The organism is Streptomyces sp. 8N616 (genome assembly GCF_052246385.1).
Taxonomy (GTDB): Bacteria; Actinomycetota; Actinomycetes; order Streptomycetales; family Streptomycetaceae; genus Streptomyces.
On record NZ_JBQQBY010000004.1, the window covers coordinates 114,316 to 140,021 of the forward strand.

At 71.4% G+C, this 25,706-nt stretch carries 20 protein-coding genes and 1 pseudogene; 9 read left to right on the plus strand and 12 right to left on the minus strand.

Features of this window, described 5'->3' with window-relative positions; translation table 11 throughout:
- Positions 1-48: 48 nt before the first annotated feature.
- Together ACTWQC_RS05095 and ACTWQC_RS05100 are read right to left on the minus strand one after the other, a co-directional pair.
- Positions 49-180 (minus strand): hypothetical protein, encoded by a 132-nt coding sequence (locus ACTWQC_RS05095; RefSeq protein WP_443314305.1) that lies wholly within the window; start codon positions 178-180, stop codon positions 49-51.
- 46 nt (positions 181-226) lie between these two features.
- Positions 227-487 (minus strand): hypothetical protein, encoded by a 261-nt coding sequence (locus ACTWQC_RS05100; RefSeq protein ID WP_443314306.1) that lies wholly within the window; start codon positions 485-487, stop codon positions 227-229.
- Between the two features lie 176 nt (positions 488-663).
- Here ACTWQC_RS05100 and ACTWQC_RS05105 point away from each other — a divergent pair, with 176 nt between their 5' ends.
- On the plus strand, positions 664-1,644 hold the full coding sequence (locus tag ACTWQC_RS05105; protein WP_443314307.1) for a ScbA/BarX family gamma-butyrolactone biosynthesis protein: 981 nt from the start codon (positions 664-666) through the stop codon (positions 1,642-1,644).
- A gap of 231 nt (positions 1,645-1,875) precedes the next feature.
- On the opposite strand, the pseudogene rho reads toward ACTWQC_RS05105, so the two are convergent.
- The 6 genes and pseudogenes from rho to ACTWQC_RS05135 form a co-directional block, all read right to left on the minus strand.
- Positions 1,876-3,051, minus strand: a pseudogene (gene rho / locus ACTWQC_RS05110) (transcription termination factor Rho); the annotation flags it as partial.
- A gap of 522 nt (positions 3,052-3,573) precedes the next feature.
- Positions 3,574-5,316, minus strand: coding sequence for an N-acyl-D-amino-acid deacylase family protein (locus ACTWQC_RS05115; RefSeq protein ID WP_443314308.1), 1,743 nt, complete (start codon positions 5,314-5,316; stop codon positions 3,574-3,576).
- Between the two features lie 528 nt (positions 5,317-5,844).
- Complete coding sequence (locus tag ACTWQC_RS05120; protein ID WP_443314309.1) at positions 5,845-6,972, minus strand: LLM class flavin-dependent oxidoreductase; 1,128 nt, start codon at positions 6,970-6,972, stop codon at positions 5,845-5,847.
- Positions 6,973-7,071: 99 nt separating this feature from the next.
- Positions 7,072-7,857, minus strand: a complete 786-nt coding sequence (locus tag ACTWQC_RS05125; protein ID WP_443314310.1) for an SDR family NAD(P)-dependent oxidoreductase — start codon at positions 7,855-7,857, stop codon at positions 7,072-7,074.
- Between the two features lie 127 nt (positions 7,858-7,984).
- The gene (locus ACTWQC_RS05130) at positions 7,985-8,896 is read right to left on the minus strand and encodes a TIGR03619 family F420-dependent LLM class oxidoreductase (protein WP_443314445.1); all 912 of its coding nucleotides are present in this window, start codon (positions 8,894-8,896) and stop codon (positions 7,985-7,987) included.
- A 223-nt stretch (positions 8,897-9,119) separates the two neighbouring features.
- Positions 9,120-10,340: an amidohydrolase family protein gene (locus tag ACTWQC_RS05135; protein ID WP_443314311.1), complete on the minus strand. Its 1,221-nt coding sequence runs from the start codon at positions 10,338-10,340 to the stop codon at positions 9,120-9,122.
- Positions 10,341-10,519: 179 nt separating this feature from the next.
- On the opposite strand from ACTWQC_RS05135, the gene ACTWQC_RS05140 reads away from it, so the two are divergent.
- The 3 genes from ACTWQC_RS05140 (at position 10,520) to ACTWQC_RS05150 (ending at position 14,414) form a co-directional block, all read left to right on the plus strand.
- The gene (locus ACTWQC_RS05140; RefSeq protein WP_443314312.1) at positions 10,520-13,456 is read left to right on the plus strand and encodes an AfsR/SARP family transcriptional regulator; all 2,937 of its coding nucleotides are present in this window, start codon (positions 10,520-10,522) and stop codon (positions 13,454-13,456) included.
- 214 nt (positions 13,457-13,670) lie between these two features.
- Positions 13,671-14,036, plus strand: coding sequence for a hypothetical protein (locus tag ACTWQC_RS05145; protein ID WP_443314313.1), 366 nt, complete (start codon positions 13,671-13,673; stop codon positions 14,034-14,036).
- 192 nt (positions 14,037-14,228) lie between these two features.
- Complete coding sequence (locus ACTWQC_RS05150) at positions 14,229-14,414, plus strand: hypothetical protein (protein ID WP_443314314.1); 186 nt, start codon at positions 14,229-14,231, stop codon at positions 14,412-14,414.
- A gap of 20 nt (positions 14,415-14,434) precedes the next feature.
- Here the strand turns inward: ACTWQC_RS05150 and ACTWQC_RS05155 are convergent, their stop codons facing one another.
- Positions 14,435-16,039: a FadD3 family acyl-CoA ligase gene (locus tag ACTWQC_RS05155; protein WP_443314315.1), complete on the minus strand. Its 1,605-nt coding sequence runs from the start codon at positions 16,037-16,039 to the stop codon at positions 14,435-14,437.
- 112 nt (positions 16,040-16,151) lie between these two features.
- On the opposite strand from ACTWQC_RS05155, the gene ACTWQC_RS05160 reads away from it, so the two are divergent.
- The 4 genes from ACTWQC_RS05160 (at position 16,152) to ACTWQC_RS05175 (ending at position 19,224) form a co-directional block, all read left to right on the plus strand.
- On the plus strand, positions 16,152-17,303 hold the full coding sequence (locus ACTWQC_RS05160) for a lipid-transfer protein (RefSeq protein WP_443314316.1): 1,152 nt from the start codon (positions 16,152-16,154) through the stop codon (positions 17,301-17,303).
- Between the two features lies 1 nt (position 17,304).
- Positions 17,305-17,757: a Zn-ribbon domain-containing OB-fold protein gene (locus ACTWQC_RS05165; protein WP_443314317.1), complete on the plus strand. Its 453-nt coding sequence runs from the start codon at positions 17,305-17,307 to the stop codon at positions 17,755-17,757.
- Positions 17,754-18,518, plus strand: coding sequence for an enoyl-CoA hydratase/isomerase family protein (locus ACTWQC_RS05170; RefSeq protein WP_443314318.1), 765 nt, complete (start codon positions 17,754-17,756; stop codon positions 18,516-18,518). Before ACTWQC_RS05165 ends, ACTWQC_RS05170 begins: the two co-directional genes overlap by 4 nt.
- A gap of 136 nt (positions 18,519-18,654) precedes the next feature.
- Entirely contained in the window at positions 18,655-19,224 is a 570-nt protein-coding gene (locus tag ACTWQC_RS05175; RefSeq protein WP_443314319.1) for a hypothetical protein, read from the plus strand.
- Positions 19,225-19,456: 232 nt separating this feature from the next.
- Here the strand turns inward: ACTWQC_RS05175 and ACTWQC_RS05180 are convergent, their stop codons facing one another.
- The 3 genes from ACTWQC_RS05180 to ACTWQC_RS05190 all read right to left on the minus strand — a co-directional run bounded on the left by ACTWQC_RS05180 (position 19,457) and on the right by ACTWQC_RS05190 (position 24,337).
- On the minus strand, positions 19,457-22,492 hold the full coding sequence (locus ACTWQC_RS05180; protein ID WP_443314320.1) for an outer membrane protein assembly factor BamB family protein: 3,036 nt from the start codon (positions 22,490-22,492) through the stop codon (positions 19,457-19,459).
- Between the two features lie 198 nt (positions 22,493-22,690).
- Complete coding sequence (locus tag ACTWQC_RS05185) at positions 22,691-23,479, minus strand: VOC family protein (protein WP_443314321.1); 789 nt, start codon at positions 23,477-23,479, stop codon at positions 22,691-22,693.
- Between the two features lie 72 nt (positions 23,480-23,551).
- Entirely contained in the window at positions 23,552-24,337 is a 786-nt protein-coding gene (locus ACTWQC_RS05190) for a VOC family protein (protein WP_443314322.1), read from the minus strand.
- Positions 24,338-24,594: 257 nt separating this feature from the next.
- Here ACTWQC_RS05190 and ACTWQC_RS05195 point away from each other — a divergent pair, with 257 nt between their 5' ends.
- Positions 24,595-25,242 (plus strand): TetR family transcriptional regulator, encoded by a 648-nt coding sequence (locus ACTWQC_RS05195; RefSeq protein WP_443314323.1) that lies wholly within the window; start codon positions 24,595-24,597, stop codon positions 25,240-25,242.
- Positions 25,243-25,706: the final 464 nt, after the last annotated feature.

The following is a 25,706-nucleotide window of genomic DNA, read 5'->3' on the forward strand; positions in this document are numbered from 1 at the left end:
ACCGCATCGACTACCGGTTGCCATCTGCGCGACTTCGCGATCACAAACTTACTGACGCAGCCGGATCGAGCCGTTCGGGCCGTCGGCCGAGGGCTCCAGCAGCACAGGCAGCGTGCGGTGCCCGTCGGAGATGAACGACTCGATCGGCTGGACCGGGTCACACGGAACGGCGAGCTCCATCCGCGGAAACCTCTCGAAAGGGCCGGAAGCGCGATGGATGCCTCCCTCAGCGCAAGCGGACGTCCGATGCAGTGAAGTCCGCGACGGCATACCGCAGGGGAGGTTCGCTACGGGCTCCGCGCGTGGTCGAGAAGGTTGACGGTCGTTGCGTGCCCGCGCCGATGATCAGCAGCAGCGAGTCGAGGAGCTCCTCCTCGCTGAGGCCGCCTCCGCCCTCCGCGTCCCTCGCGGCGACCCGATCGCTGGTCACGTCCGGCGCGGGCTCGGCGCGCCAGGCCGCTACCGGATCGGCGAGTTGGTCCGCCATAGGCCGTCAGCATGCTCCTGGCCTCTCGGCGCGGGCACGCGCTGCTGGTTCCCGGGCGCCAATGCCGCGCTGACGTGCGGTCCCATTTAACCTTTGAAAAAAACCGGCCAGTCTGTATCTTATGAAGCCGTAAGGTCCGAACGCAATCCACTCAGCTACGGGGCGAGGTCACCTTCATGACTCAGCTGACGACGATTTCGCGCAACAGCTACACCGTTGGCTCCTCTCTGGCTCCCGAGGCCACGCTCACGACCACCGTGCCCAAGGAGTTCGTCCATCTGGACACCGTCGCCGAGGTCTTCCTGACCGGCTGCATACAGCTCAGCGCCACCCACTTCTCCCTCACTGGCCAGTGGCCCAGGGCGCACACCTTCTTCACCACCGATGGCGGCACCCGGTACGACCCACTCATAGCGGCCGTGACGATCCGGCAGTGCGGGCTGTACCTCGCACACGCCAAGTACGGGATTCCGCTCGAGCACGTCTTCCTGCTGCGCGACCTGGACTTCACCGTCGTCGACGAGGAGATGGCCATCGGGCAGTCCCCTGCCGACATCGTCCTGGACGCCAGCTGCCCGGAGCTGCAGTGGCAGGGCCGTCAGCGCGTGGAGTCCCGGATGGAGTTCACCATCCACCGGGCGGGCCGCCTGGTGGCCACCGGAAGCTCGGGCTTCGCCTGCCTGACGCCGGCGTTCTACCAGCGCGTACGTGGCGAACGGATCAGCACCACTACCAATGGACTGCTCAGCCGACCGGCCCCGGTCAGCCCGGCCAGCGTGGGCCGGTCAGCTCCGACAGAGGTCGTACTCGCTCCTACCGGCATGCCGAACCGCTGGCTGCTGAGCCCCGATCCGCGCCATCCCATCCTCTTCGACCACGGCAGCGATCACACCCCCGGGATGGTCCTGCTCGAAGCCGCACGTCAAGCCGGTCACATCCTTCTCACCCCCCTGGGCGTGAAGCCTACCTCCGCAGCCATCTCTTTCCATCGATATGCGGAGCTGGACACCCCTTGCACTATCTCGGCCGAATTGATGGACGGCTCCGTGAATGGCGAGCGGACAGCCAAAGTGACTGCCCATCAGGACGGCCCCGTTCTCTTCACCGCGGTCCTCTCCGGGCCCGCAGCCACCGCCCGGAATCAACGACCGAATTGACCTCGGCGACAGCACTTCGCCTCGCCGATCGAGCGTTCGGCGGGGCGAAGCGGGCCCCGAATCAACCAACAGCGGGCCGAAGCAAGTCCCGTTGCGTGAACTCCGGCGTCGCGGAGAGACGCTGGACCAGGCGCTGCTCCGCCGCGCCTCTCGGCAGCTTCGACGTGGCCGTCGGGCACGATGACCAGTACCGCTGTTCTCACCCCATCTGGCCGGGCGGTCTCACCCCATCTAGCTGCCCTGGCCCTGCTGGCTGATCCGGTGCAGGAATTCGGCATTGCTGCCGGTGTTCCTCATCCGGTCCAGCAACAGCTCGATCGCCTTCTGCGCGTCCCGCTCGTGCAGTGCGCGCCGCAGCCTGCGGACGACCGCCAGTTCGCCGGGCGGGGTGAGGATCTCCTCCCTGCGGGTGCCCGAGGGGTCGACGTCGATCGCCGGGAAGATCCGCTTCTCGGCGAGGGCGCGGTCGAGGCGCAGTTCCATGTTGCCGGTGCTCTTCAGCTCCTCGAAGTAGTAGTCGTCGGCCCGGGACCCGGTCTCGACCAGCGCGGTCGCCAGGATCGTCAGCGACCCGCCGTTCTCGATGTTGCGCGCGGCGCCGAACAGCCGCTTGGGCGCCAGCAGGGCGGAGGAGTCGACTCCGCCGGTGAGGATGCGCCCGTTGCCCGGTGCGCAGTTGTTGTGCGCGCGGCAGAGCCGGGTGAGGGAGTCGAGCAGGATCACCACGTCATGGCCGAGTTCCACGAGCCGTTTGGCGCGCTCGATGGCCAGGTCGGCGAGGGCGGCGTGGTCCTTGGCGGGCCGGTCGAAGGTCGAGGAGACGACCTCGCCGCGCACCGAGCGCTGCATGTCGGTGACTTCCTCCGGCCGCTCGTCGAGGAGCACCACCATGAGATGGCACTCCGGGTGGTTATGGGCGACGGCCTCCGCGAGTTCCTGAAGGATCACAGTCTTGCCTGTCTTGGGCGGGGCCACGATGAGCCCACGCTGTCCCTTCCCGACGGGCGCGACGAGATCGATGACCCGGGTCGCCATCCGCCCCGGAGCGGTCTCGAGCCGCAGGCGCTGCTGCGGGTGGAGCGGGGTGAGATCGGCGAAGTGGGGACGGTCGGCAAGGCTGGGACGATTGGCGAGGCGGGGACGGTCGCCGCCTCCGCCCGCCTCGATCCCGTTGACCTTGTCGACACCGACCCACGGCTGGGTGGCCTTGCCGTGCCCGGGGCGCGTGGTGCCTTCGGCGAAGTCGCCTTTGCGCAGGCCGAGTCGGCGTACCTGGTTCATCGTCAGGTGCAGATCGCGCACGCCGGGCAGATAGCCGTCGGCGCGTACGTACGCGTGCTGGCCGACGAGGTCGACGACCCCGGCGAACGGCAGGACCACTTCGTCCTTCGCCGGGCGGAGCTGGGGGGAGGTGTGTTCAGTTGGGGATTCGGTAGCGGTACTCACGCGGAGTCCTTTCGTGATTCGCTCGAACAGGAAAAGATCGAGGAGAGAAGGGGAAGGGGAAGGGGAGGCCGCACCGAAGCCGGAACAACTCACAGCTCCGCAGGGCGGCAGGGATCAACCCGCGGCGACGTACGCACACGCGTACGGGAATCAGCCACGGTGATGAAGAATCAGGAACTTCGCACAACACCGGTCATCGAAAGACGGTGACGGTGCCGACTGCGGAAGCCTTCGAACGAACAAGCACGGGCGCCGCGACGCGGCGTACACACGTGCTGTGAAAGAGAGTAGCACCACCGCACCCGGGCAGCGCGGGACGAGAACTCACCCGCGCAGTTCGGATGAGCGTGCCGGGTTGAGCGTGCGATGCCGGCGAGCACGCCATCGACAGAAACATGGTGCTGCGCAGCGGCAGCACCAGGGATGAGTCCGAGCGGGTCGCGGACGAGACGGTCAACGCGACCCGCAGCACATACGGTTCTTTCAGCCCGCGGTGCTCACCGTCCGTGTGTCCCTGCCGGACCGCAGGACGATCCCGGGAATCCGGCCCGTCACGGTGTCGTCCCGGACGGTCTCCACACCGTTCACCCGCACGCTCACGATTCCCACCGCCCGCGAGTCCAGCCGCGGGCTGTCCCCCGGCAGGTCGTGTACGAGCCGCGCAGGGCCCGCCTCGATCCGCTCCGGGTCGAAGAGCACCAGATCCGCGTGCCAGCCCTGGGCGATACGGCCGCGCTCCCGCAGCCCGAACAGCTGCGCCGGGTCGTCCGTGAGCATCTTCACCGCCTGCTCGAGGCCGACCAGTCTGCGGCCGCGCAGGCAGTCCCCCAGGAAGCGGGTGGTGTACGGCGCACCGCACATCCGGTCCAGGTGAGCCCCGGCGTCCGAGCCGCCCAGCATGACGTCCTCGTGCTCCCAGGTCTGCCTGCGCAGCTCCCAGCTGGCCGGGTCGTTGTCGGTCGGCATCGGCCACAGCACCGTACGGAGCTCGTCGTTGGCGCAGATCTCCACCAGGCAGGCGAAGGGGTCCTGGCCGCGCTCGGCGGCGATGTCGCGTACGACGCGTCCGGTGAGCCCTGCGTTGGCCTCCGAGTAGGTGTCGCCGATGACGTATCGGCCGAAGTTCGTCAGCCGCCGGAAGACACCGGCCTCCTTGCTGTCCGCGCGGCGCAGCATCTCCGCCCGTACGGCGGGGTCGCGCAGCTTCGCGATCCGCTCCGGCACCGGCAGGCCCAGGATGTCGCCCCAGCCGGGGATGAGGTTGAGGGCGCAGAAGGTGCCGAGCGACATGTTCATGGGCGTGAGGATCGGCATGGTGAGGGTGACGATCCTGCCGCCCGCCTTGCGGGCCCGCTCGGAGGCGAGGAGCTGGCGCGGGACGCGCTCGGGCACGGCCGCGTCGATGGTGAGCACGTTCCAGTTGAGAGGCCGGCCCGCGGCGGCCGACATCTCGACGAAGAGGTCGATCTCCTCGTCCGCGAACTGGTCGAGGCAGCCGGCGACGATCGCTTCGATCTGCGTGCCCTCGTGCTCGCCGACCGCGCGGGAGAGCGCGAGCAGTTCGTCAGGCGCGGCGTGCCGGGAGGCGACGGGCTTGCCGTCGCCGTCCGAGTGCGTGGAGGACTGGGTGGTGGACAGGCCCCACGCGCCCTGGTCCATCGCCTCGTGGAAGAGCCGGAGCATCTGCTCCAGCTGTTCCGGCGTGGGCCGGCCGCCGACCGCGTCCGGGCCCATGACGTGCCTGCGCAGCGCGCAGTGCCCGGCCATGAAGCCCGCGTTGACGGCGATCCGGCCCTCCAGCGCGTCGAGGTAGTCGCCGAACGAGTGCCAGTTCCAGGGGGCGCCCTCTTCGAGCGCCACCAGGGACATGCCCTCGACCTTGCTCATCATCCGGCGCGTGTAGTCGGCGTCCTCGGGACGGCCGGGGTTGAGCGGCGCGAGCGTGAAGCCGCAGTTGCCGCCGGCGACGGTGGTCACGCCGTGGTTCATGGAGGGGGTGGCGTACGGGTCCCAGAAGAGCTGGGCGTCGTAGTGGGTGTGCGGGTCGACGAAGCCGGGGGTGAGGACGAGGCCCGTGGCGTCCTCGGTGCTGCGGGCCTGTTCCGTGACGGAACCGGCCTCGGCGACGACCGCGATCCGCCCGTCGCGTATGCCGACGTCGGCGACGCGTGCGGGCGCGCCCGTGCCGTCGACGACGGTCGCTCCGCGAATGAGGTGGTCGAGCATGGCTGAGGTCCCTTCTCGGCTGAGGCGGTCTGTCGGCCGGGTCACGGCCGGACCGGCCGGCCCGGCCGAGTGGTTTCGTCCGGAGGCCGCCGCGGCTCGGGCTCCGGACGTGTTCGCCGTGCGTCCGCGTCCTCGCGCCCGCGCCCGAAGGCCGGGCGCCGGATGCCCCGATGGCCCCGGCCGGAGGCCGCCGCGGAGGGGCCTCCAGACGGGGCCACTCCCGGAACGGCGGCCCGGGATTTCCCCGTCCCGTGCGGGGCAGCCCCCGCCGGACGGCGGCAGCTGCCCACGTTTCACGGGTGTGGGCATGCGTTCCGCGGGGCTGGGGGCACACACCTCCCAGCGGTAGCTGGGGGAGGGTGGGCCCAGCTCGGCCCGCACCCGGCGACGGCGCACACCCCCGCCGGGGGCTTCCGGTTTCGTACGCGGCTGCACGCCGGTGGCCGCGTTGTGCCCACCCTCCCCCAGCTACCGCTGGGAGGTGCCCCCAGCCCCGCGGAACGCATGCCCACACCACGGCGAGCGCCGTCAGGTGCCTGCCGCCTGGCGGAAGCGGGTCGTGCGGTGGACGGGGTCCGTGTCGATCTTGGGGATCACGTGCTCGCCCACCAGCCTGAGCGTGTTCATCACGTCCTCGAACCGCACCCCGATCGGTATGCCGAAGCTCAACTGGTCCGCCCCCGCCTGCTCCCACCGCTTGCACTGCTGCAGCACCTCGTCCGGATCACCGCAGATCAGCAGCTCCTCCTGGATGAGCAGCTCGATGATCTCCTCATTGAAGTCCGGCAGCATCTCCGGCCACACCGGCAGCCCCTCGGGCTTCGGGAAGGTGTCGTGGTAATGGAAGACCAGGGACTGCAGCCGGTTGAGCCCGGCGCCCGCCGCGATCCGTACGGCCTCCTCGTGCGTCTCGGCGCAGATCGCGGTCGACGTCACCATGACGTTGTCGTTGACGAAGTCGCCGACCGGCTCGGCCTCCCGGATGGCGGTCTTGTACTGCTCCAGGACCCACTCCATGTCGGAGACCTTCTGCACGCTGAAGCCCAGCACCCCGAGCCCCTTCTTCGCCGCCATCGCGTACGAGGACGGGGACCCGGCCGCGTACCACATGCCGGGGTGGGACTTCCCGTACGGCTTGGGGAAGACCTTGCGCGGCGGCAGCGACCAGTGCTTGCCCTGGAAGCCCTCGTACTCCTCCTGCAGCCACATCCTGGGGAACTCGGCGATCGTCTCTTCCCAGATCTCCTTGGTGTGGTTCATGTCGGTGATGCCCGGCAGGAACCCCAGGATCTCGTGACTGCCGGCCCCGCGCCCGGAGCCGAACTCGAAGCGCCCCTCGGAGAGGTGGTCGAGCATGGCCACTTTTTCGGCGACCTTCACCGGGTGGTTGACCTGGGCGAGCGGGTTGAAGATGCCGGAGCCGAGGTGGATGCGTTCGGTGGCGTGCGCGAGGTAGCCGAGGAACACGTCGTTCGCCGAGAGGTGCGAGTACTGCTCCAGGAAGTGGTGCTCGGAGGCCCAGGCGTACTTGAAGTTGTACGTGTCGGCCTGGATGACGTACTTGGTCTCCTCGATCAGAGCGTTGTGCTCCGCCTCGGGGTCGACTGCACGCCGCGTGTCGGGCACATATCCCTGTACGAAGATCCCGAATTCCAAGGAGGTTCACCGTCCCGAGGTTGTATCTGACGGAGCGTCAGCTCGCGATGCAGACGACTGTCGCACCGGCCGTACGAGCCGTCAATAGCTGATGCCTCGTCAGAAAATGCTGACTCCCGCCAGCCATCCGCCGTCGATGACGAAGGGCTGCCCGGTGATGTACGAGGAGTCGTCGCTGGAGAGGAAGAGCGCCAGCCTGGCGACCTCTTCCGGCCGCCCGACGCGCTCGAGCGGCACCAGCCTCCTGTAGAGCTCGTCCAGGGCCGCGGAGGTCTCCGCCGGGTCGGCCGTGGGGTCGAGCTGGGCGGGATTGCTCATCGGGGTGTCGATAGCGCCCGGGCACATCGCGTTGACCCTGATCTTCCTGCCCGCCAGCTCCAGCGCCGCCACCCGGGTCAGCCCGACGATCGCGGCCTTCGTCGCCGCGTACGAGCCGACGGCGGCCATGCCGGTCAGGGCCGTGTACGAGGCGGTGTTGACGATCGTGCCGCCGCCGGCCGCAGCGATCTCGGGGGCGACGGTCTTGATGCCGAGGAAGGCTCCGACCTGGTTGACCTGCACGATCTGCTGGAACTCGTCGAGCGGGGTGGCGGTCAGCTCGTTGAACCTGAGAATCCCGGCGTTGTTGACCAGCCCGTCGATCTTCCCGAAGGCGGCTTTGGCGGCGGCGACCGCGGCCTGCCAGTCCGCTTCCTGGCTCACGTCGAGGTGGACGTACGTGGCGACGCTCTCGCTCAGCTCCTTGGCGAGCGCCTCGCCCTGGTCGTCGAGTATGTCGCCGAGGACGACCTTCGCGCCCTCGGCGGCGAACAGCCGTGCCTCCTGCTCGCCCTGTCCGCGCGACGCGCCGGTGACGATGACGACGCGGCCGTCCAGCTTGCCCATGAGGAACTCCTCAAATCCAGCCAGGGGGCTCCCCCTGGGCGTCGGGTGCGGGCCGGTGGCCGTGGTGGCCCCCCAGACTCCGTCCGGGGGGACTCCCAGCCCCGCGGAACGAATGCCCACACCACGGCTAGCCGTCCAGGTGCGGGGCGACATCCGTGGTGAAGGCCTCCATCTGGTCGGTCAGTTCGGCCCGGCTCCGGCTCCGGAAGCGGACCTGGATCTGGTGCACGCCCATGGCCGCGTACTCGCGCAGCGACTCGGCCAGCTGCTCCGGCTTCCCCGACAGCGTCCTTCTGCCGACGTGCCAGCCGGGCTCACCGACGTACAGCGGCTCGGTGATCGCGCCGATCTCGATCGGCTCCGTCACCCCCGCCTGCTCCCGAAGGGCATGCAGCCGGGCGATCTGCTGCGGCAGCCGGTCGCGCGGGTCCCCCTGCGGCAGCCAGCCGTCGCCGCGGACCGCGGCCCGCCGTACGGCCGCGGGGGACGAGCCGCCCACCCAGAGCGGCGGGCGCGGCTCCTGCGCCGGGCGGGGCCGCTGACCGAGGCCGCTGAACGCCAAGCGTTCGCCGCCGAACTCCGGGAACTCCTCGGGCCCCAGGGCCGCCTTGAGCGCGTCGACCGCCTCGTCCAGGACGGGCCCGCGCTCGGCGAACTCCACGCCGAGCGCCGCGAACTCCTCCTCCACATGCCCGGCCCCGACCCCGAGGACCAGCCGGCCGCCGGAGAGGTGGTCGAGCGTCGCGTACTGTTTGGCGGTGGCCAGCGGGTGCCGCAGCCCGACCACGGCCACATGGCTCAGCAGCCGTACGCGCTCGGTGAGTCCCGCGAGGTACGCGAGGGTGGCCACCGGGTCGTACCAGGTCGTGCCCATGGCGGCGGCGAGCCGCCGGGGGATGGCCACGTGGTCGCAGCAGGCGACGTAGAAGAAGCCCAGCCGGTCGGCGGCCCTGGCCACCTCGGCGAGATCGCCAGGCCCGGCCCCGGCCTCCCAGGGCTCCGCGTAGATGGTGCTCAGCGACTGGATCGGCAGTTGCATGCCGTACACCAGCTGCCCTCCTGGCAGGATCTGAACCACGTCGTCTCCTCGACGGTCGGTCGGTCACTCGGCCGCGCCAAGCGGCGCCCGGCCCGGCGCCCGGCCCGGCGGCGGGCCCGGCGGCGGGCCCGGCGGACGGGCGGGCGGAATTTCCGCGCCGCAGGCGCGGGCCGACCGGGCTGCGGCTCCGGCGCCACGCCCCCGGCACTTCGGCCCCTGGGCGCTACGCCCCCGGCCAGAGGCCGTCCTTCGTCAGCCGCAGCAGCTCGATCGCGTTGCCGCGCACGATCCGCTCCACGACGTCCGGCGCCAGGTGCCCCATCTGGGCCTCGCCGACCTCCCGCGACTTGGGCCAGGTCGAGTCCGAGTGCGGGTAGTCCGTCTCGTACAGGACGTTGCCGACCCCGATCGCGTCCAGGTTCCGCAGCCCCACCGCATCGTCGAAGAAGCAGCCGTAGACGTGTTCCGCGAAGAGCTCGGACGGCGGGCGGAGCACCTTGTCGGCGACGCCGCCCCAGCCGCGGTTCTCCTCCCAGACCACGTCCGCGCGCTCGAGGATGTACGGGATCCAGCCGATCTGGCCCTCCGCGTACATGATCTTCAGGTCGGGGAAGCGGTCGAACGTGCCGGACATCAGCCAGTCGACCATCGAGAAGCAGCAGTTGGCGAAGGTGATCGTGGACCCGACGGCCGGCGGTGCGTCCGCCGAGGTCGACGGCATCTTCGAGCTGGACCCGATATGCATGGCGATGACCGTGCCGGTCTCGTCGCAGGCGCGCAGGAAGGGGTCCCACGCGTCGGTGTGGACGGACGGCAGGCCCAGGTGTGGCGGGATCTCGCTGAAGCAGACGGCCGGCACGCCGCGCGCCGCGTTCCTGCGCACCTCCGCGGCCGCCAGCTCCGCGTCCCACAGGGGGATCAGGGTCAGCGGGATGAGCCGGCCCTGCGCCTCGGGCCCGCACCACTCCTCCACCATCCAGTCGTTGTAGGCCCGTACGCCCAGCAGCCCGAGTTCGCGGTCCTTGGCCTCGGTGAAGGTCTGGCCGCAGAACCGCGGGAAGGTCGGGAAGCAGAGCGCGGACTGGACGTGGTTGACGTCCATGTCGGCCAGCCGCTCGGGCACCGAGAAGGATCCGGGGCGCATCTGCTCGTACGTAATTCCTTCGAGCCTGATGTCGTCCCTGGCGTAGCCGACCGCCGTATCCAGACGGGTCAGGGGGCGGTGCAGGTCCTCGTACACCCACCAGTCCGCGACGGGTCCTTCGTCGCCCGGGGCGCCCATCTTGGGGGCGAACTTGCCTCCGACGAAGGTCATTTCCTTCAGGGGCGCGCGGACGATGCGGGGTCCGACGTCGTGGTACTTCGACGGGAGCCGGTCCCGCCAGACGCCGGGGGGCTCGACCGTGTGGTCGTCCACCGAGATTATCTTCGGGAAGCTCTCCATGTCTGACACGGTAGCGCTTATCTGACGAACCGTCAGCTACTCGGGCAGGCGCTTGCTCCGCGCCCTCTGTACACGGTTTGTAGAGAGATGGGGAGACAGCGGACTCCTGGTGACGCAGCAGTCATGCACAAGGCAAACTGGCGTGTGCGACTTGACATAAGGAGATCTGGGGGCAGCGAATGGGTCAGGAACCGGCGGTCGGCGCGCGCCTGCGTTTCGCCGTACTCGGTCCCGTACGGGCCTGGTGCGGCCAGCAGCCGCTGCCGACCGGTTCGCCGCAGCAACGCGCCCTGCTGGCCGCCCTCCTGCTCCGCGGCGGCCGCACCGCCACCGCGCCCGAGCTGGTCGACGCGCTGTGGGGCGAGGACCCGCCGGAGGCCGCCGTGGCCGCGCTGCGGACGTACGCGTCCCGGCTGCGCAAGGCTTTCGGACCGGACGCGGACGCGCTGGTCAGCGAGTCGGGCGGGTACGCGATCCGGGTCGCGGACGGCTGCCTCGACATCGCGCTGGCCGAGCGCTGGGCGGCCGAAGCCGAGAAGGTCCGCAGCCATGGCGACCGCAGCCGCGCCCGCGACCTCATCAACGACGCGCTCGGCCTCTGGGACGGCGAACCGCTGGCCGGGCTCTCGGGCCCGTACGCCGAGGCGCAGCGCACCCGCCTCGACGAGTGGCGGCTCCAACTCATCGAGACCCGCCTCGAGATGGACCTGGAGGTCGGCTGCCACGCGGAGGCGATCTCCGAGCTCACCGCGCTGACCGCCGCCCACCCGCTGCGCGAGCGGCTGCGCGGCCTGCTGATGCTGGCGCTCTACCGCAGCGGCCGGCAGGCGGAGGCGCTCGCCGTGTACGCGGACACCCGGCGGCTGCTCGCGGACGAGCTCGGCATCGACCCGAGCGCCGAGCTCAACGAGCTGCACCAGGGCATCCTCCAGGCCGACGCGGGCCTGGCCGCCGCGCCTGCGGGCGGCGGGCACGGCGGCGATCCGGCGCGCGAGGCGGCGGTCGTACGGCCCGCGCAACTGCCCGCGACGGTCGCCGACTTCACCGGGCGCGCGGCCTTCGTCGGCGAGCTCGGCGAGCAGCTGGCGACGGCGGAGGGCCGGATCATGGCGGTGTCGGCGGTGGCGGGCATCGGCGGCGTGGGCAAGACGACGCTGGCCGTGCACGTGGCGCACGCGGCCCGGGACCGCTTCCCGGACGGGCAGCTGTATGTGGACCTCCAGGGCGCGGGTGCGCGCGCCGCGGAGCCGGAGGCCGTGCTGGGCGCGTTCCTGCGCGCCCTCGGTACGCCGGACACCGCGATCCCCGACGCGGTCGAGGAGCGCGCCGCGCTCTACCGGTCGACGCTGGACGGGCGCCGGGTGCTGGTCCTGCTGGACAACGCCCGCGACGCGGCCCAGGTCAGGCCCCTGCTGCCGGGTACGGAGGGCTGCGCGGCACTGATCACTTCGCGGGCTCGTATGGTCGACCTGGCGGGCGCGCACCTGGTCGATCTCGACGTCATGAGCCCCGAGGAAGCCCTTCAGCTCTTCACGAAGATCGTGGGCGAGGAGCGGGTCGCGAGTGAGCGGGAGGCGGCGCTGGACGTCGTCGCGGCGTGCGGCTTCCTGCCGCTGGCGATCCGCATCGCGGCGTCCCGGCTGGCCGCGCGGCGGACGTGGACCGTCTCGGTCCTGGCCGCGAAGCTGGGCGACGAGCGCCGCCGCCTGGACGAACTCCAGGCGGGCGACCTCGCGGTCCGCGCCACCTTCGAACTCGGCTACGCCCAGCTCGAACCGCAACAGGCCCGCGCCTTCCGGCTGCTGGGCCTCGCCGACGGCCCGGACATCTCCCTGACGGCGGCCGCGGCGGTGCTGGACCTGGACGCCTACGAGACCGAGGAACTCCTGGAGTCCCTCGTGGACACCTCCCTCCTCGAATCCGCCGCCCCGGGTCGCTACCGCTTCCACGACCTCGTACGGCTTTACGCGCGTGCATGCGCGGAGAGGGACGAACTCCCCCCGTCGGAGCGGGACGCGGCGCTGTCGCGGCTGCTGGACTTCTACCTGGCGACGGCGGCGGGGGTCTACGCGCTGGAGCGGCCGGGTGACCGGGTCACGGCCCACGTCGCCCCCACCCGGCGCCCCGGCCTGTCCTTCCCGGACCGGAACGCGGCGTTGAAGTGGCTGTTCACCGAAGCCCGGTGCCTGCTGGCCTGCGCCCAGCAGCTGACCGGCCCGAGCACGCTGAGGCGCGCGGTCGACCTCGTCTTCGTGACCAAGGACCTGGCCGAATCCGGAGCCGATTCCCGCCAGTGGGGGCAGGCGAACACGGCGCTCGCGGCTGCCGCGCGAGAGGTGGGCGACCCGCTGGCCGAGGGGCGGGTACGCGCCTCGCTCGCGCATCTGCACAGCCTTGCGGGCCGGTTCGACGAGGCGGACAAGGAAGCGCAGTCCGCCATGCTGCTCGGGCTCGCGGCCGAGGATCCCGTCGCTTCCGGCTTCGCGCCCAACGACCGCGGCATCATCGCGACCTACCAGAACCGCCACGAGGACGCCGAGGCGTATCTGACTCAGGCACTGGCCACCTTCCAGGCCGACGGAAACCAGCAGTGCGAGGCGAGTTCGCTCTGCAACCTCTCGCGAGTGCACCTGAACACCGGGCGGATCAGCAGTGCCGTACGGCTGGCGGAGGAAGCGATCGCCATCTACCGGCAGTTGGGCGTCACGATGCGGCTGGCCAACGGGATGTACACGCTCGGGCTTGCTCTCACGCAGGACAAGCGGCTCGATGAGGCCATGCACCAACTCACCGAAGCGCTGGCGATCTTCCGCGACAGCAGGCAGCGGCTGTGGGAGGGTATGACCTACTTCCGGCTGGCCGAAGTCCATCTCGCAGCGCAGCGCCCGGCCCAGGCCGCCGTCCACGCCGAACAGTCGCTCTCCGTGCTCCGCGGTATCGGCGGCGAGTGGCGGCGCGCGAACGCGCTGACCGTGCTCGGGCAGGCTCTCAGCGGCGTCGGCCACGCGGACCGGGCCCGGGCGTGCTGGCAGGATGCGCTGGCCGTTTACGAGCAGTTGGGCTCGCCGGAGGCGGACGAGGTACGACGCCTCCTCGCGCCGGTCGCCGCGGCCTGAACCCCTGCCGGGGGCATTGCCGCGGACGTTTATCGATCGTTCATCGCTCCGCGCCATTCTCATGAGTGCCGATCCGCCGCGTCGGGGGGCAGACGGGTCGGTGAGATGGCCCCACCACTATGGTGAGCGGCTCCGATATGCCCGTCCGGCGGCCCACGGGGGAGTCGCCGGGCGGGTTGCTCAACGGAGCGCGCACTCACAGGAGTTGATCGCAATGACGACCGAGAAGAAGCCCAAAACCGTCGCGCCCGATGTGGTGAAGCCGCTGGACAACCACACCACCGGCGGGGACGTCACCACCCTGGACAGCCACGCGGACCTCGTCCCGGTGGACAACCACACCACCGGCGGGGATGTGACCGCCGCACTGACCAACCACATCACCGGCGCAGATCTCAAGCCGGAGGACAACCACACCACTGGCGGGGACACCAAGCCGCTGGACAACCACACCACCGGCGGAGGCCTGACCGCACTGGCCGGCCACGCCGCCGGCGGAGACCTCAAGCCTGAGGACAACCACACCACCGGCGGGGACACCAAGCCGCTGGACAACCACACCACTGGTGGGGGCATCTGACCCCGGCCACACCGAGCGGGGGACGGCCGCGGCGGCACGGAGGGGGAGCCGTCGCGGCCGCATCTCCTTGTGCGATCTCGCCAACCTTCGCTCTCTTTTGGCCAGACATCGGAAGAGTCGCTGCCTTTGCATCCGCATCGCATCTTCAACTGGGAATAGACATCCCATCCCTACGGCCCTCAGGAGCTGGCAATGTTCTGCACGAAGAGACTTCTCATAACGATTGCACTCACGGTCGCCGCGACCGGTGGCTCTGTGGCTCCCGCGATGGCCGACAACCACTCCACCGGCGGCGGCACCGTCGCCACCCGGGACAACCACTCGACTATCCCGGCCCCTCAAACCAGCCCCGACGGCACCCCCGCCAACTCCGCTTGACGGGTCTCAGTGCAGCGGTCTCACAGGGCCCGCGACCTGAGCCGTGTCTTCAGCACCTTGCCGCTCGCGTTGCGCGGCAGCTCCCGCAGGAACTCGACTTCCCTCGGGACCTTGAAGTTGGCCATCTCCCGCCGCGACCAGGCGATGAGGTCGTCCCCGGTGAGCGTCGCCCCCGCCCGCCGTACCGCGTACGCCTTGCCCACCTCGCCCAGCCGCGGGTCCGGAACGCCGACCACCGCCACCTCCGCGATGTCCGGGTGACGGGCGATGAGCTGCTCGATCTCCGCCGGGTAGGCGTTGAAGCCGCCGACGATGAACATGTCCTTGATGCGGTCGGTGATCCGCAGGTTCCCCTGCGCGTCCATGACGCCGACGTCGCCCGTGCGCAGCCAGCCGTCCGGTGTGATGGCCTTCTTGGTCTCCTGCGGCTCCTCGAAGTAGCCGGACATGACGTGGTAGCCGCGTACCAGCACCTCGCCCGGATGGCCCGGCGACAGCTGCTCGCCGTTCGGGGCGACGACCTTGACCTCCGTGTCGGGGATGGCGCGCCCCGACGTGCCGGAGATGACCTCCGCCGGGTCGCCGCGCCGGCACATGGTCACCGTCCCGCTCGCCTCCGTCAGCCCGTACGCGGTGAGCACCGTCGCGATCCTCAGTTCGCTGCGCAGCCGCTCCACCAGCTCGAGCGGCACCACGGCCGCCCCCGTCACGACCAGCCGCAGCGCCGACAGGTCGTGCTGCGCACGCGCCGGGTGGTCGAGGATCGACTGATGCAGCGTCGGCGGCCCCGGCAGCACGCTGATGCGCTCGGCGGCGATATTGGCGAGCGCGGTGTCCACGTTGAACACCGGCTGCGGGACCATCGTCGCCCCGCGCATGAGGCAGGCGATGATGCCCGCCTTGTAGCCGAAGGTGTGGAAGAAGGGATTCACGATCAGATAGCGGTCACCTTCCCCGAGGCCCGCGAGCTCGCTCCACACCCCGTAGACCCGGAGCGTCTGGGCGTGGGTGATGACCACGCCCTTCGGGTGCCCGGTCGTCCCCGAAGTGAAGGTGATGTCGGAGGGGGCGCTCGCCTGCACGGCGTCCGCCCGGGCCCGTACGGAAGTCGCCGGCACCACCTCGCCCGCCGCCAGGAAGTCCTTCCACGTGCGGAAGTCGGCCGGTGCGTCGTCCGCCAGGACGACCACGTCCCGCAGTGAGGGCAGTCCGGGCAGCGGGCCCTCGCCCGCGCCGTCCCCCGCCGCGCGCCGCAGCGAGGCGACGTACGACGTGCCGAGGAAGGTGCCGGTGATGAACAGCAGCCTCGCCCGCGTCCGCTCCAGGACGTACGCGGCCTCGGTGCCCTTGAAGCGCGTGTTGACGGGGACGACGATGCCGCCCGCCGTGACGGCGCCGAGGGCCGAGACGATCCAGTCGACCGTGTTGGGCGCCCACACCGCCACCCGGTCGCCCGGCTCGACGCCCGCCGCGATGCAGGCCGCGGCCGCCCGCTCGACGCGCTCCCCCAGCTCGCCGTAGGTGATCCTGGTACGCCCTTCGACCACGGCCTCGCGGTCCCGGTAGCGCTCCGCCGCCGCGTACACCAGCCCCGGGATGCTGCCGAACTCCACGTCTGCGCGCATCGCACAACCTCCGACGTACCCCATACCCCGCACCACGTACTAGCTGACTAACCGTCAGATTAGCGGTAGCCTTCCCGGCTGTCAGCAGGGACGGCCGACCACGGAGGTGGCGATGGCGGCGACGCTCAAGGACGCGACCGCGATAGCCGGTATCGGCCAGACGCCGTTCGCCAAGCGGCTCCCCGAATCCGAGAAGACCCTGGCCTGCCGCGCCGTCCTGGCCGCTCTCGAGGACGCCGGCATCGCCCCGCACGAGGTCGACGCCTTCGCCTCGTACACCATGGAGGAGACCGACGAGGTCGAGGTCGCCAAGGCCGTGGGCGCCGGAGACGTCACGTTCTTCTCCAAGGTCGGCTACGGGGGCGGCGGCTCCTGCGCGACCGTGGGACACCTCGCCGCCGCCATCGCGACCGGGCAGGCGAGCGTCGGGGTCGCCTGGCGCTCGCGCAAGCGCGGCAGCGGGCCCCGCCCGTGGACCAACACCGCGGTCCAACTGCCCACGCCCGCCCAGTGGACCCGGCCGTACGGGCTGCTCCGCCCCGCCGACGAGATCGGCATGCTGGCGCGCCGGTACATGCACGAGTACGGGGCGACCCGCGACCACTTCTTCAACGTCGCGCTGGCCTGCCGGAACCGGGCGAACCAGAACCCCGCCGCGATGATGTACGAGCGCCCGCTGACCCGTGAGATGTACATGACCGCTCGCTGGATCAGCGAGCCGCTGTGCCTCTTCGACAACTGCCTGGAGACGGACGGAGCCCTGGCCTGCGTCGTCGTCTCCGCCGAGCGCGCCCGCGACTGCCGCCACCGCCCCGTCCACGTCCACTCCGCCGCGCAGGGGCTGCCCGCGCAAGCCCACGGAATGGTCAACTACTGGTGCGAGGACCCGCTGGCAGGGCCCGCCTGGACCGCGGCCCGCCACCTCTGGAAGACGGCCGACTTCGGCCCGGAGGACATCGATGTGGCCCAGATCTACGACGCGTTCACCCCGCTCATCCCGCTTTCGCTGGAGGGCTACGGCTTCTGCGGGCGCGGCGAGGGCGCGGCCTTCACCGAGGGCGGGGCGCTCGAGATCGGTGGGCGGCTGCCGCTGAACACCGGCGGCGGCGGGCTCTCGGAAGGCTATGTGCACGGCTTCAACCTGATCAACGAGGGCGTGAAGCAGCTGCGCGGCACCTCCACCGCGCAGGTCCCGGATGCCACGACCTGCCTGGTCACGGCGGGCGAGGGAGTCCCCACCTCCGCGCTGCTGCTGAGGAGTTGAGATGCGAGACGCTACGGAATCCGGGCTGCTGGCGCCAGTGGCCGACGAGGACGGGGCGCCCTTCTGGGAGTACGCGGCCCGGGGCGAGCTGCGCGTGCAGGCGTGCGCCCCATGCGGCAGGCTGCGCTTCCCGCCCCGCCCCTGCTGCCCGCACTGCCGGTCCTTCGACAGCGAGTGGCGGAGAATGAGCGGGCGTGGCCGGATCTGGTCGTACGTCATCCCGCACCCGCCGCTGCTGCCCGCCTACGCCGCCCGCGCCCCGTACAACGTGATCCTCGTCGAGCTGGCCGAGGACCCCGCGATCCGGCTGGCAGGAAACCTGGTGGCGGCCCAGGACGCGCCCATCGGCTCCCTCGACCCGTCCCGGCTCCGGATCGGCGCCCCCGTGAAGGCCGCCTTCGCCGGGCACGCGGACGGCGTGACCGTGCCGCGCTGGCTGCTGGAGCGGCCATGACCGTACGAGTCGAGAGCGAGGACGGCGTCGCGCTGGTCACCCTCGACCGGCCGGGGCGCCACAACGCGATCGATCTGGAGACGGCCGCGGAACTGCGGTGCGCGTGGCGGGAGTTCCGGATGACGGACGACGTACGGGCCGTGGTTCTCACCGGGGCCGGCGACCGCGCCTTCTGCACCGGCCTCGACCGGTCGGCCGACGTCCCGCAGCCCAGCAGCCCGTACGCGATCGACGACCCGCTCCTGACCGTCGGCCCGAAGGCGTGCGACCTGTGGAAGCCGGTCGTCGCGGCGGTCAACGGCATGGCGTGCGGCGGCGCCTTCTACCTGCTCGGCGAGAGCGAGTTCCTCATCGCGTCCGAGACCGCGACCTTCTTCGACCCGCATACGACGTACGGGATGGTCAGCGCGTACGAGGCCATCGGCATGGCGCAGCGGATGCCGTTCGGCGAGGTCGCGCGGATGTCGCTGATGGGCACGGCCGAGCGGCTCTCGGCGACCCGCGCGTGCGAGATCGGGCTGGTCTCGGAGGTCGTCCCGCCGGACGGGCTTCTGGAGGCGGCCCTGCGGGTGGCCTCGATCGTCGCGTCGTACCCGACCGATGCCGTGCAGGGGACCGTACGGGCCGTGTGGTCGGCCCGTGAGGCGGCGCGCACGCAGGCGCTCGCGGGCGCGCCGCACCTCATCGCGCTCGGTAACCTGCCGCCGGAGCGGCAGGCCGGACTTTTCGCCGCGCGCGGCCACGAGTTCCGGACGCGGTGAGGCGGCCCCTCGGGGGCCGGGCGGCCGGGCGGCTGCGTGGCGGGCGCCCGGCACCGGGCGTAGCGTCGACAGTGGACGCTTCCTCCTGCCTTCTGCCTTCGGCGGGAGGGATCCCCGAACGAGGTGGTCCGCGCGTATGGCCCGAAATCTCATCGGCTCCGCGATCGCCCTCCTCGGAGCGGCGGCCGCCGCCTGGAGCCCCTTCCGTATCTGGTACGACGGCCGTGAGGGGCGTGACATCCGCATCGGCGACCTGTTCACCGGGATCACCGCGCAGACGCCGACCGGGCTCATGGGCTCGCTCTTCCTGCCCATGGTGATCGGCGCTGTTCTGGCCGTGCTCGGCGTGCTGCTGCGGTCGCGCCTGGTCGTGGCGGGCGCGGGCCTCGTGGTGCTCGCCTTCGCGATCCTGTGGATGGTGCGGCAGGGGCTGGCGCTGGGGAGCCTGACCGCCGGAGGCGACAGCGGGCTGGGGATGGGGAGCGGGGTGGCGCTGGGCGGCGGCGTGCTGATGCTGTTGGGCGCGCTGGTCATGCGGGGGCGGCGGCCGCGCGGGCGGCGAGCGCGGCACGGGCGGGGACGGCCGGAGGTCCCGGAGGGGGAGCCGTACGGGCCGGCGACGACGGAGGCCGATCCGACGCACGGCCTCCCTCCGGCGCCACCCCCGGACGAGCCCTGGAGCCCAGGCCACCGCCACACGTCCTGACCGGGTTGTGGGCACTCGGACCGCCCGAGGGGCGGAACGGTGGCCACAACCCGGTTGTGGGCACTCGGACCGCCCGAGGGGCGGTACGGGTGGGCACAACCGGCCCGCACCCGGCAGCGGAGCGCCACCCACCGCCGGGGCCCCCGTTTCGTACGCGACTGCGGCTCGGTGGCCGGTTTGGGCCCACCCGTTCCGCCCCGCGGAACGAATGCCCCCAAACCGGCATTGGTTCCTAAGCCCGGCCGGAGGCCGATTGGCGGGAGAGGCCCGTACCCTTCAGCGCGTCCAGCGCGTACACGCAACGATCCTTGCTGCACGCGTAGACAACGCCGCCCGACACCACCGGCGTCCCGGTGATCTCCCCACCCGTCGCCAGCTTCCACCGCAGCTGCCCGCCCCCCGCGTCCAGCGTGTAAAGGCAGTGGTCCGCCGAGCCGAAGTGGACCCGTCCGTCGGCGACGACCGGCGCGCCGATGACCTCGCCCTGCGCCGCGAAGCGCCACTTCGGCGTGCCCGTGACCGCGTCCAGCGTGTAGAGCGCGCTGCCGCTGCCCACGTGCACGGAGCCCGCCGCGACCAGGACCGGCTCGGTCGACTGCCGGGCCTCGGTCGCGATCCGCCAGCGGTCGCGGCCGTCCGCCGGGTCCAAGGCGTACACCGTGCCGAGGTAGTCGGCGATGTATACGCCGCCGCCCGTCACAGCCGGCCCCGGCGCGTACGCCGGCGCGCTCAGGAAGACCGCCGGCGCCTCGAAGCGCCACCGCACCTCGCCCCGCGCCACGTCGATGGCCAGCACCCGCGTCCCCGCGGCCACGTACACGACCCCGTCCGGCGCGTGCAGCAGCCGCACCGGTACGCCGCCGCAGGAGGCCGCGTCGCCGACCGGATAGGACCAGCGCTCCACCCCCGTACGGGCCTCGAGCGCGCGCATCCGCCCGTCCGACCAGACGTACACCGTGCCGTCGTGCACCGCGGGACCGGACTCCGGGGTCTCGAAGTCGGCCTGAGCACCGGAGAGTTCCCACAGCTGCTCGCCGTTGGCGGCCTCCCACGCCTGGACGCCGCCGCCGCGCGTGCCGGTGACGACCGTGCCGCGGTCGACCTTCAGCGAGTACACCCAGCCGTCGGTGTTCAGCCGCCACCGCTCGGAGCCGTCGAGGGCGTCCAGCGCGTACAGCGTCGGCCCGTCGGAGGCGTGGATACGGCCGTCCGCGACCGCCATCGCCCACGCCACGTCGCGGGTCTTGAACTGCCGCCGCCCGGTGGCCACATCGAGCGCGTGCACCTCGAAGGAGGTGACGTAGAGCAGGTCGCCGGCGACGGCCGGGGTGCCCCAGACGTCGTTGGACATCCGGAACCGCCACGGCCGCCAGCGCCCGGGAGCGCTCTGCGCACCCTGCGCGCCGGGCGGCTCCGCGGGGGCGGGTACGGGCGCGGGGGCGGGAGCGGAAAGGGGCGCGGGCGGCGCGGGGTGGCCGTCGGCCGCGGGGGATGGGCCGGGCACGGGCGCTGCCGCCGCGCCGGCCGGGGGCCGGATCCAGCCGGTGGCCCCGGCGTCGTCGGCGGGCCGGGCCTGCGGGTCACGGCCCTCCGCGGCCCGCGGTCCCGGCCCTATCGACACCTGCGAGCCGGGCAGCTGTACGGCACCGTCGGGGGCGGCGGGCGCGACGGGCGCGCCGTGCGCACCGCCGCCGTCCGCCCAGCCCGCGGCGGCCGCAGGGGGCCGCTCCGGGGCCGCGGGGCCCGGGCCGGCCCGTACGGCGGTCGGGCCGGGGCCGACCGCGGGTCCGGAGGCCAGCGGCCCGGGCCCCTGGCCGTGCAGTGCGGCCGCAGCCCCACCACGCGCGTCCCCGGCGCCGGCGCCACCGTCCGGTCCGGGTCCGGGTCCGGGTCCGGGTCCGGGTCCGGGTCCGGGTCCGGGTCCGGCAGCGTGCCGGGCTCCCACCCCCTGCGCTCGGGCGCCTCCCGGGCCATCCGCGCCCCGGCCGCCGGCCTCACCAGGCCGGCCGCCATCCCGTCGCGACCCATCACCATGCCGGGCAGCCCCGCGCGGGTCTCCCGCCCCCGCGCCGTCGCCCTGCCACGCGCCGTCCCAGTCGGCGCCATCACCGATACGCGCAGCCGCCGGACCTCCGGCGCCTCCGCCCTCACCACGCCAAGCCTCACCCCGGCCGTCAAGGCCGCCCCGGCCGGAATCGGCGACCTGAACCCGCCCGTCACGGGCATCTCCCCGCCGACCGCCCGCGCCCGGCCCGCCGTCCTGGCCCCGGCCCGGATCAGGGGCCGGCGCGTACGGCGGCGGGGGCGACGCCGGAGCGCGGCCCTTGCCGCCGCTGGCGCCGCGGCCCGCACCCGCCGCGCCTGACGACGACCGCCCGCCCCGCCGCTGCTCGATCATCGAGACCGCTCGCCCCGGCAGCCACGCCGAAGCCGTCCCGCTGTCGTCCCCTCCGGAGGAGAAGAGATGCGGCGCGAGCTGCGACTGCAGATCCGCCGGGCTCGGCCGGTTCTCCGCGGCCATCTGCATACAGGACTCGATGAGCGGCCGCAGCTCCTCCGGCAGCCCCTCCAGGTCGGGGCCCTCCCGCAGCAGCATGAAGACCGTCTCGACGGGGTTCGCCCCGTGAAAGGGCGCGTGCCCGGTCGCCGCGAACACCAGCGTCGAGCCGAGCGAGAAGATGTCGCTCGCGCCGGTCACGCTGCGCGAATCCCGCGCCTGCTCCGGCGACATGTACGCGGGCGTGCCGACGGCCACATTCGTCATCGTCAACCGCGTGTTGGAAACGCCGCTCGCAATGCCGAAGTCGATGACCCGCGGCCCGTCCTCGACGACGAGCACATTGGAGGGCTTCAAGTCGCGGTGGACGAGACCGGCTCCGTGAATGGACTGCAGCGCCTCGGCGACGCCGGCCGCAAGCCAGCGCACCGCCTGCGCGGGCAGCGGACCGCACTCATTGACTATTTCCTCGAGGGAGGGCGCCGGGACGTACGCGGTCGCGAGCCACGGCACCGCGGCCCGCGGATCGGCGTCCACGACGGCTGCGGTGTAGAAGCCGCTGACCGCGCGGGCGGCCTCCACCTCGCGCGTGAAGCGGACCCGGAACAGCTGGTCCTCGGCGAGTTCGGTCCGGACCGTCTTGATCGCGACGCGCCGGCCGGACGCCGAGCGGGCGAGATAGACCAGCCCCATGCCGCCGGCACCGAGTCGGCCGAGCACCTCGAACGGCCCGATCCGCCTCGGGTCGTGCTGCGTCAGCTGCTCCACCACTTTGCCTGCCACCTCCCCGTAGGGGCTTGAATGATGTCAGCCCCGTGCAGCGTCTCACCGTGAACCGTCCCGGGGTACGCAACCTGATTCTTCCTGGCGAAGGCGGTGGTTGCGAACCCGGGGGCGAATCGGGGTGTCTCCCCGGACATATGACGCATATACGTGAGCGGGTGGTGGTTACCGGCCGGTCAGCTCCGGTTATCGGACTGCGCGGGAAAGGTCGATGGCCGCGAAATTCGCCCCCTGATTGTCGACCAGCACCGCAAAACGTCCGTACGGGGTGTCCTCCGGGTCGAGGATGACACGTCCGCCGAGCCGCGTCGTGGTGTTCACCGTCTCATCGCAGTCGGCGACCGCGAAGTAGACGAGGAAGTGCGCGGGCATCTCGGCGGGGAAACCGGCGCTGATCACGGCGCGGCCGACGACCGCGGTCTCGAGACCCGGCGGCCTGCCCGGCGGCGACCAGACCGCGAACTCCGTGCCGTTGGCCGTGTCCAGCCTCCGCGTGGTGTAGCCGAACACGGCCTCGTAGAACGGGTCGACGCGCTCCGGCTCCCGCGCGAAGAGATCGGTCCAGGCGTACGAGACGGGCAGGCCCTGCTTCGCGAAGCCGGTGTGCGAGCCTGCCTGCCACAAGCCGAAGACCGCGCCGCCCGGGTCGACGCCCATGGCCATCGTGCCGAAGTCGCCGATCGGCGTGGGGTCGGTGATGATCTGGCCACCGGCGTCCCGGATCTTCACGGCGGTCGCAGCGATGTCGCGGGCCGCGAAGTAGAGGTTCCACACAGTGGGCATGCGCCCGTCCGGCTTGGGTGCGAGCGCGGCCACGTTGCGGCTGTCGTGGAAGGCCTGCGTGTAGGAGCCGTACTCCTTCTCGCCCTCCTGGAACGTCCAGCCGAACAGCTCGCCGTAGAAGCGTTTGCCCGCCTCCAGGTCCGGCAGCATCGCGTCCACCCAGCAGGGCACGCCGTCTTCGAATACGGCCATGACAGCGGTCCTCCTCGACCTTCTAGACCTTCGGCACCTACGGCACCTCCGACACTGCGGCTGGACGTTTGGTCAGGCCTTCGGCTCGCCCACCTTCGTCTGTGGGTCGATCACCGAGAAGCTCGCGCCCTGCTGGTCGGTGACGATGGCGAAGCGCCCGTACGGGCTGTCCTGCGGGCCCATGCGGACCTGGCCGCCGAGCTTCCGGATGGTGCCCACGGCGTCGTCGCAGTCGCCGACGACGAAGTAGACCATCGCGTGCGGCCCGACGTCGGGCGGGGTGTCCTCGGGCAGTTTGAAGCGCCCGGCCACCGGTTTCCCTTCCAGCTTCCAGACATTGAAGTCGAAAGCCTCGTCCCCGTACGGCACCACCTCGTACGGGAAGACGGCCGGGTAGAACGCGTCCACGCCCGCGGTCTCCCGGACGACGATCTCCGCCCAGCCGAACGATCCCGGCTCGTATCTCTTCTCGAAGCCCTTGTGGGTGCCGGGCTGCCAGACGCCGAAGATCGCGCCGCCCGGGTCCTTGGCCATGAGCATGCTGCCGTACTCGCCGACCTGCATCGGGCCCATCATCGTGACGCCGCCGTTGGCGCGGATCTTCTCGGCGGTGCGGGCGATGTCGTCGGACGCGAAGTAGAGGCTCCAGGCGGGAGGCATGCCGTTCTGGCCCTCGGGGGCCGGAGCGAGCGCGGCGACGTTCTTTCCTTCGTGGAAGGCCTGCGTGTAGTAGCCGTACTCGGCCTCACCCTCCTGGAAGGTCCAGCCGAACAGCTCGCCGTAGAAGCGCTTGCCCGCCTCCAGGTCGGGGACCATGGCGTCCACCCAGCAGGGGGCGCCCTCGGGGTATGCGGCCATCGCGTGCTTCCTCCCGCACGAAATTCCTCGGAAGATGTCTTGTTTCAGCACGCTATCCGGTGATTTGAAGCCCCGCCCGTCGTCCACGAAAGTTGTCCACAGCCTGTTGATAACAGGATTCATTCGTATGGACCAAACGGGCGGCGGGCGCCTTGCGGATCACGGCACTGAGCTGGCGCTTCACGGTGGCGCCCGCCACCCTCCCCATTTGCAGGCGGCCGAATCGCGCTCCGATCACCCCTCGGTAAGCTGACGGCATGACAGGACAAGTTCGCACCGTGGACGGCCGGGTGGCGGGGCGCCGCGGGCAGGCGACGCGGCAGAAGCTGCTCGACTGCCTCAGCGAGATGCTCAGCTCCTCGCCGTACCGCGACGTCAAGGTCATCGACGTCGCCCGCAAGGCGGGGACTTCCCCCGCGACCTTTTACCAGTACTTCCCGGATGTCGAGGGCGCCGTCCTCGAGATCGCGGAGGAGATGGCCAAGGAGGGCCAGAGCCTGACCGAATTGGTCGCCGGCCGCTCCTGGGTCGGCAAGTCGGGCTGGCAGACCGCCGAGGAACTCGTCGACGGCTTCCTCTCCTTCTGGCGCAGGAACGACGCGATCCTGCGGGTCGTCGACCTCGGGGCGGCGGAGGGGGACAAACGCTTCTACAAGATCCGGATGAAGATCCTCAACGCTGTCACCAACTCCCTGACGGACTCGATCAAGGAGCTGCAGTCCAAGGGGAAGGTCGACAAGGACGTGAGCCCGGCGGCGGTGGCCGGTTCGCTGGTCGCGATGCTCGCTGCGGTGGCTGCGCACCAGAAGGGGTTCCAGAGCTGGGGCGTCAAACAGGCCGAGCTGAAGCCGAACTTGGCGCTGCTGGTGCATTTGGGGATTACGGGCAAGAAGCCGGCGAAGTAAGCGCTCCGCGCTGACTTCGAAGGTGCCGGGGCTCCCCCTGGACCTCCGGGTCCCCCGGCCCCTGGTACCCGCCCCTTACTCGGCCCCCGGTTCCTCGCAGCAGGTACTCCTGGCCCGGGGCCTTCGGTTCCCGGCCTCCCGGTTCTCGCGGCCCCCGCTTTCGCGGCTTTCGCGGCCCCCGCTTTCGCCGCCTCCCCGTTCGCCGTCTCCGGCTTCTGGTCCCGTCCGTGTCTCGTGCCCCCTACGCGCCCGCCGTCCGCCCAAGTCCTGTCAACCTGTGGCGGCTCTCCTCCTCCCCCCGGCGCGAGAGACCGGCGGGCACGCCGGCAAGATCCGGCGGCCACGGTGCGAGCACCCCCGCGCGGCCAGGTCAGGCCAAGCCGAGCGCCCGCCCCCCTCGTAGCCCCATCTGCGGCGCACCGCCTGATCCGACGCGCGAGACCCGCCGCGGCGGCTCGACCCGG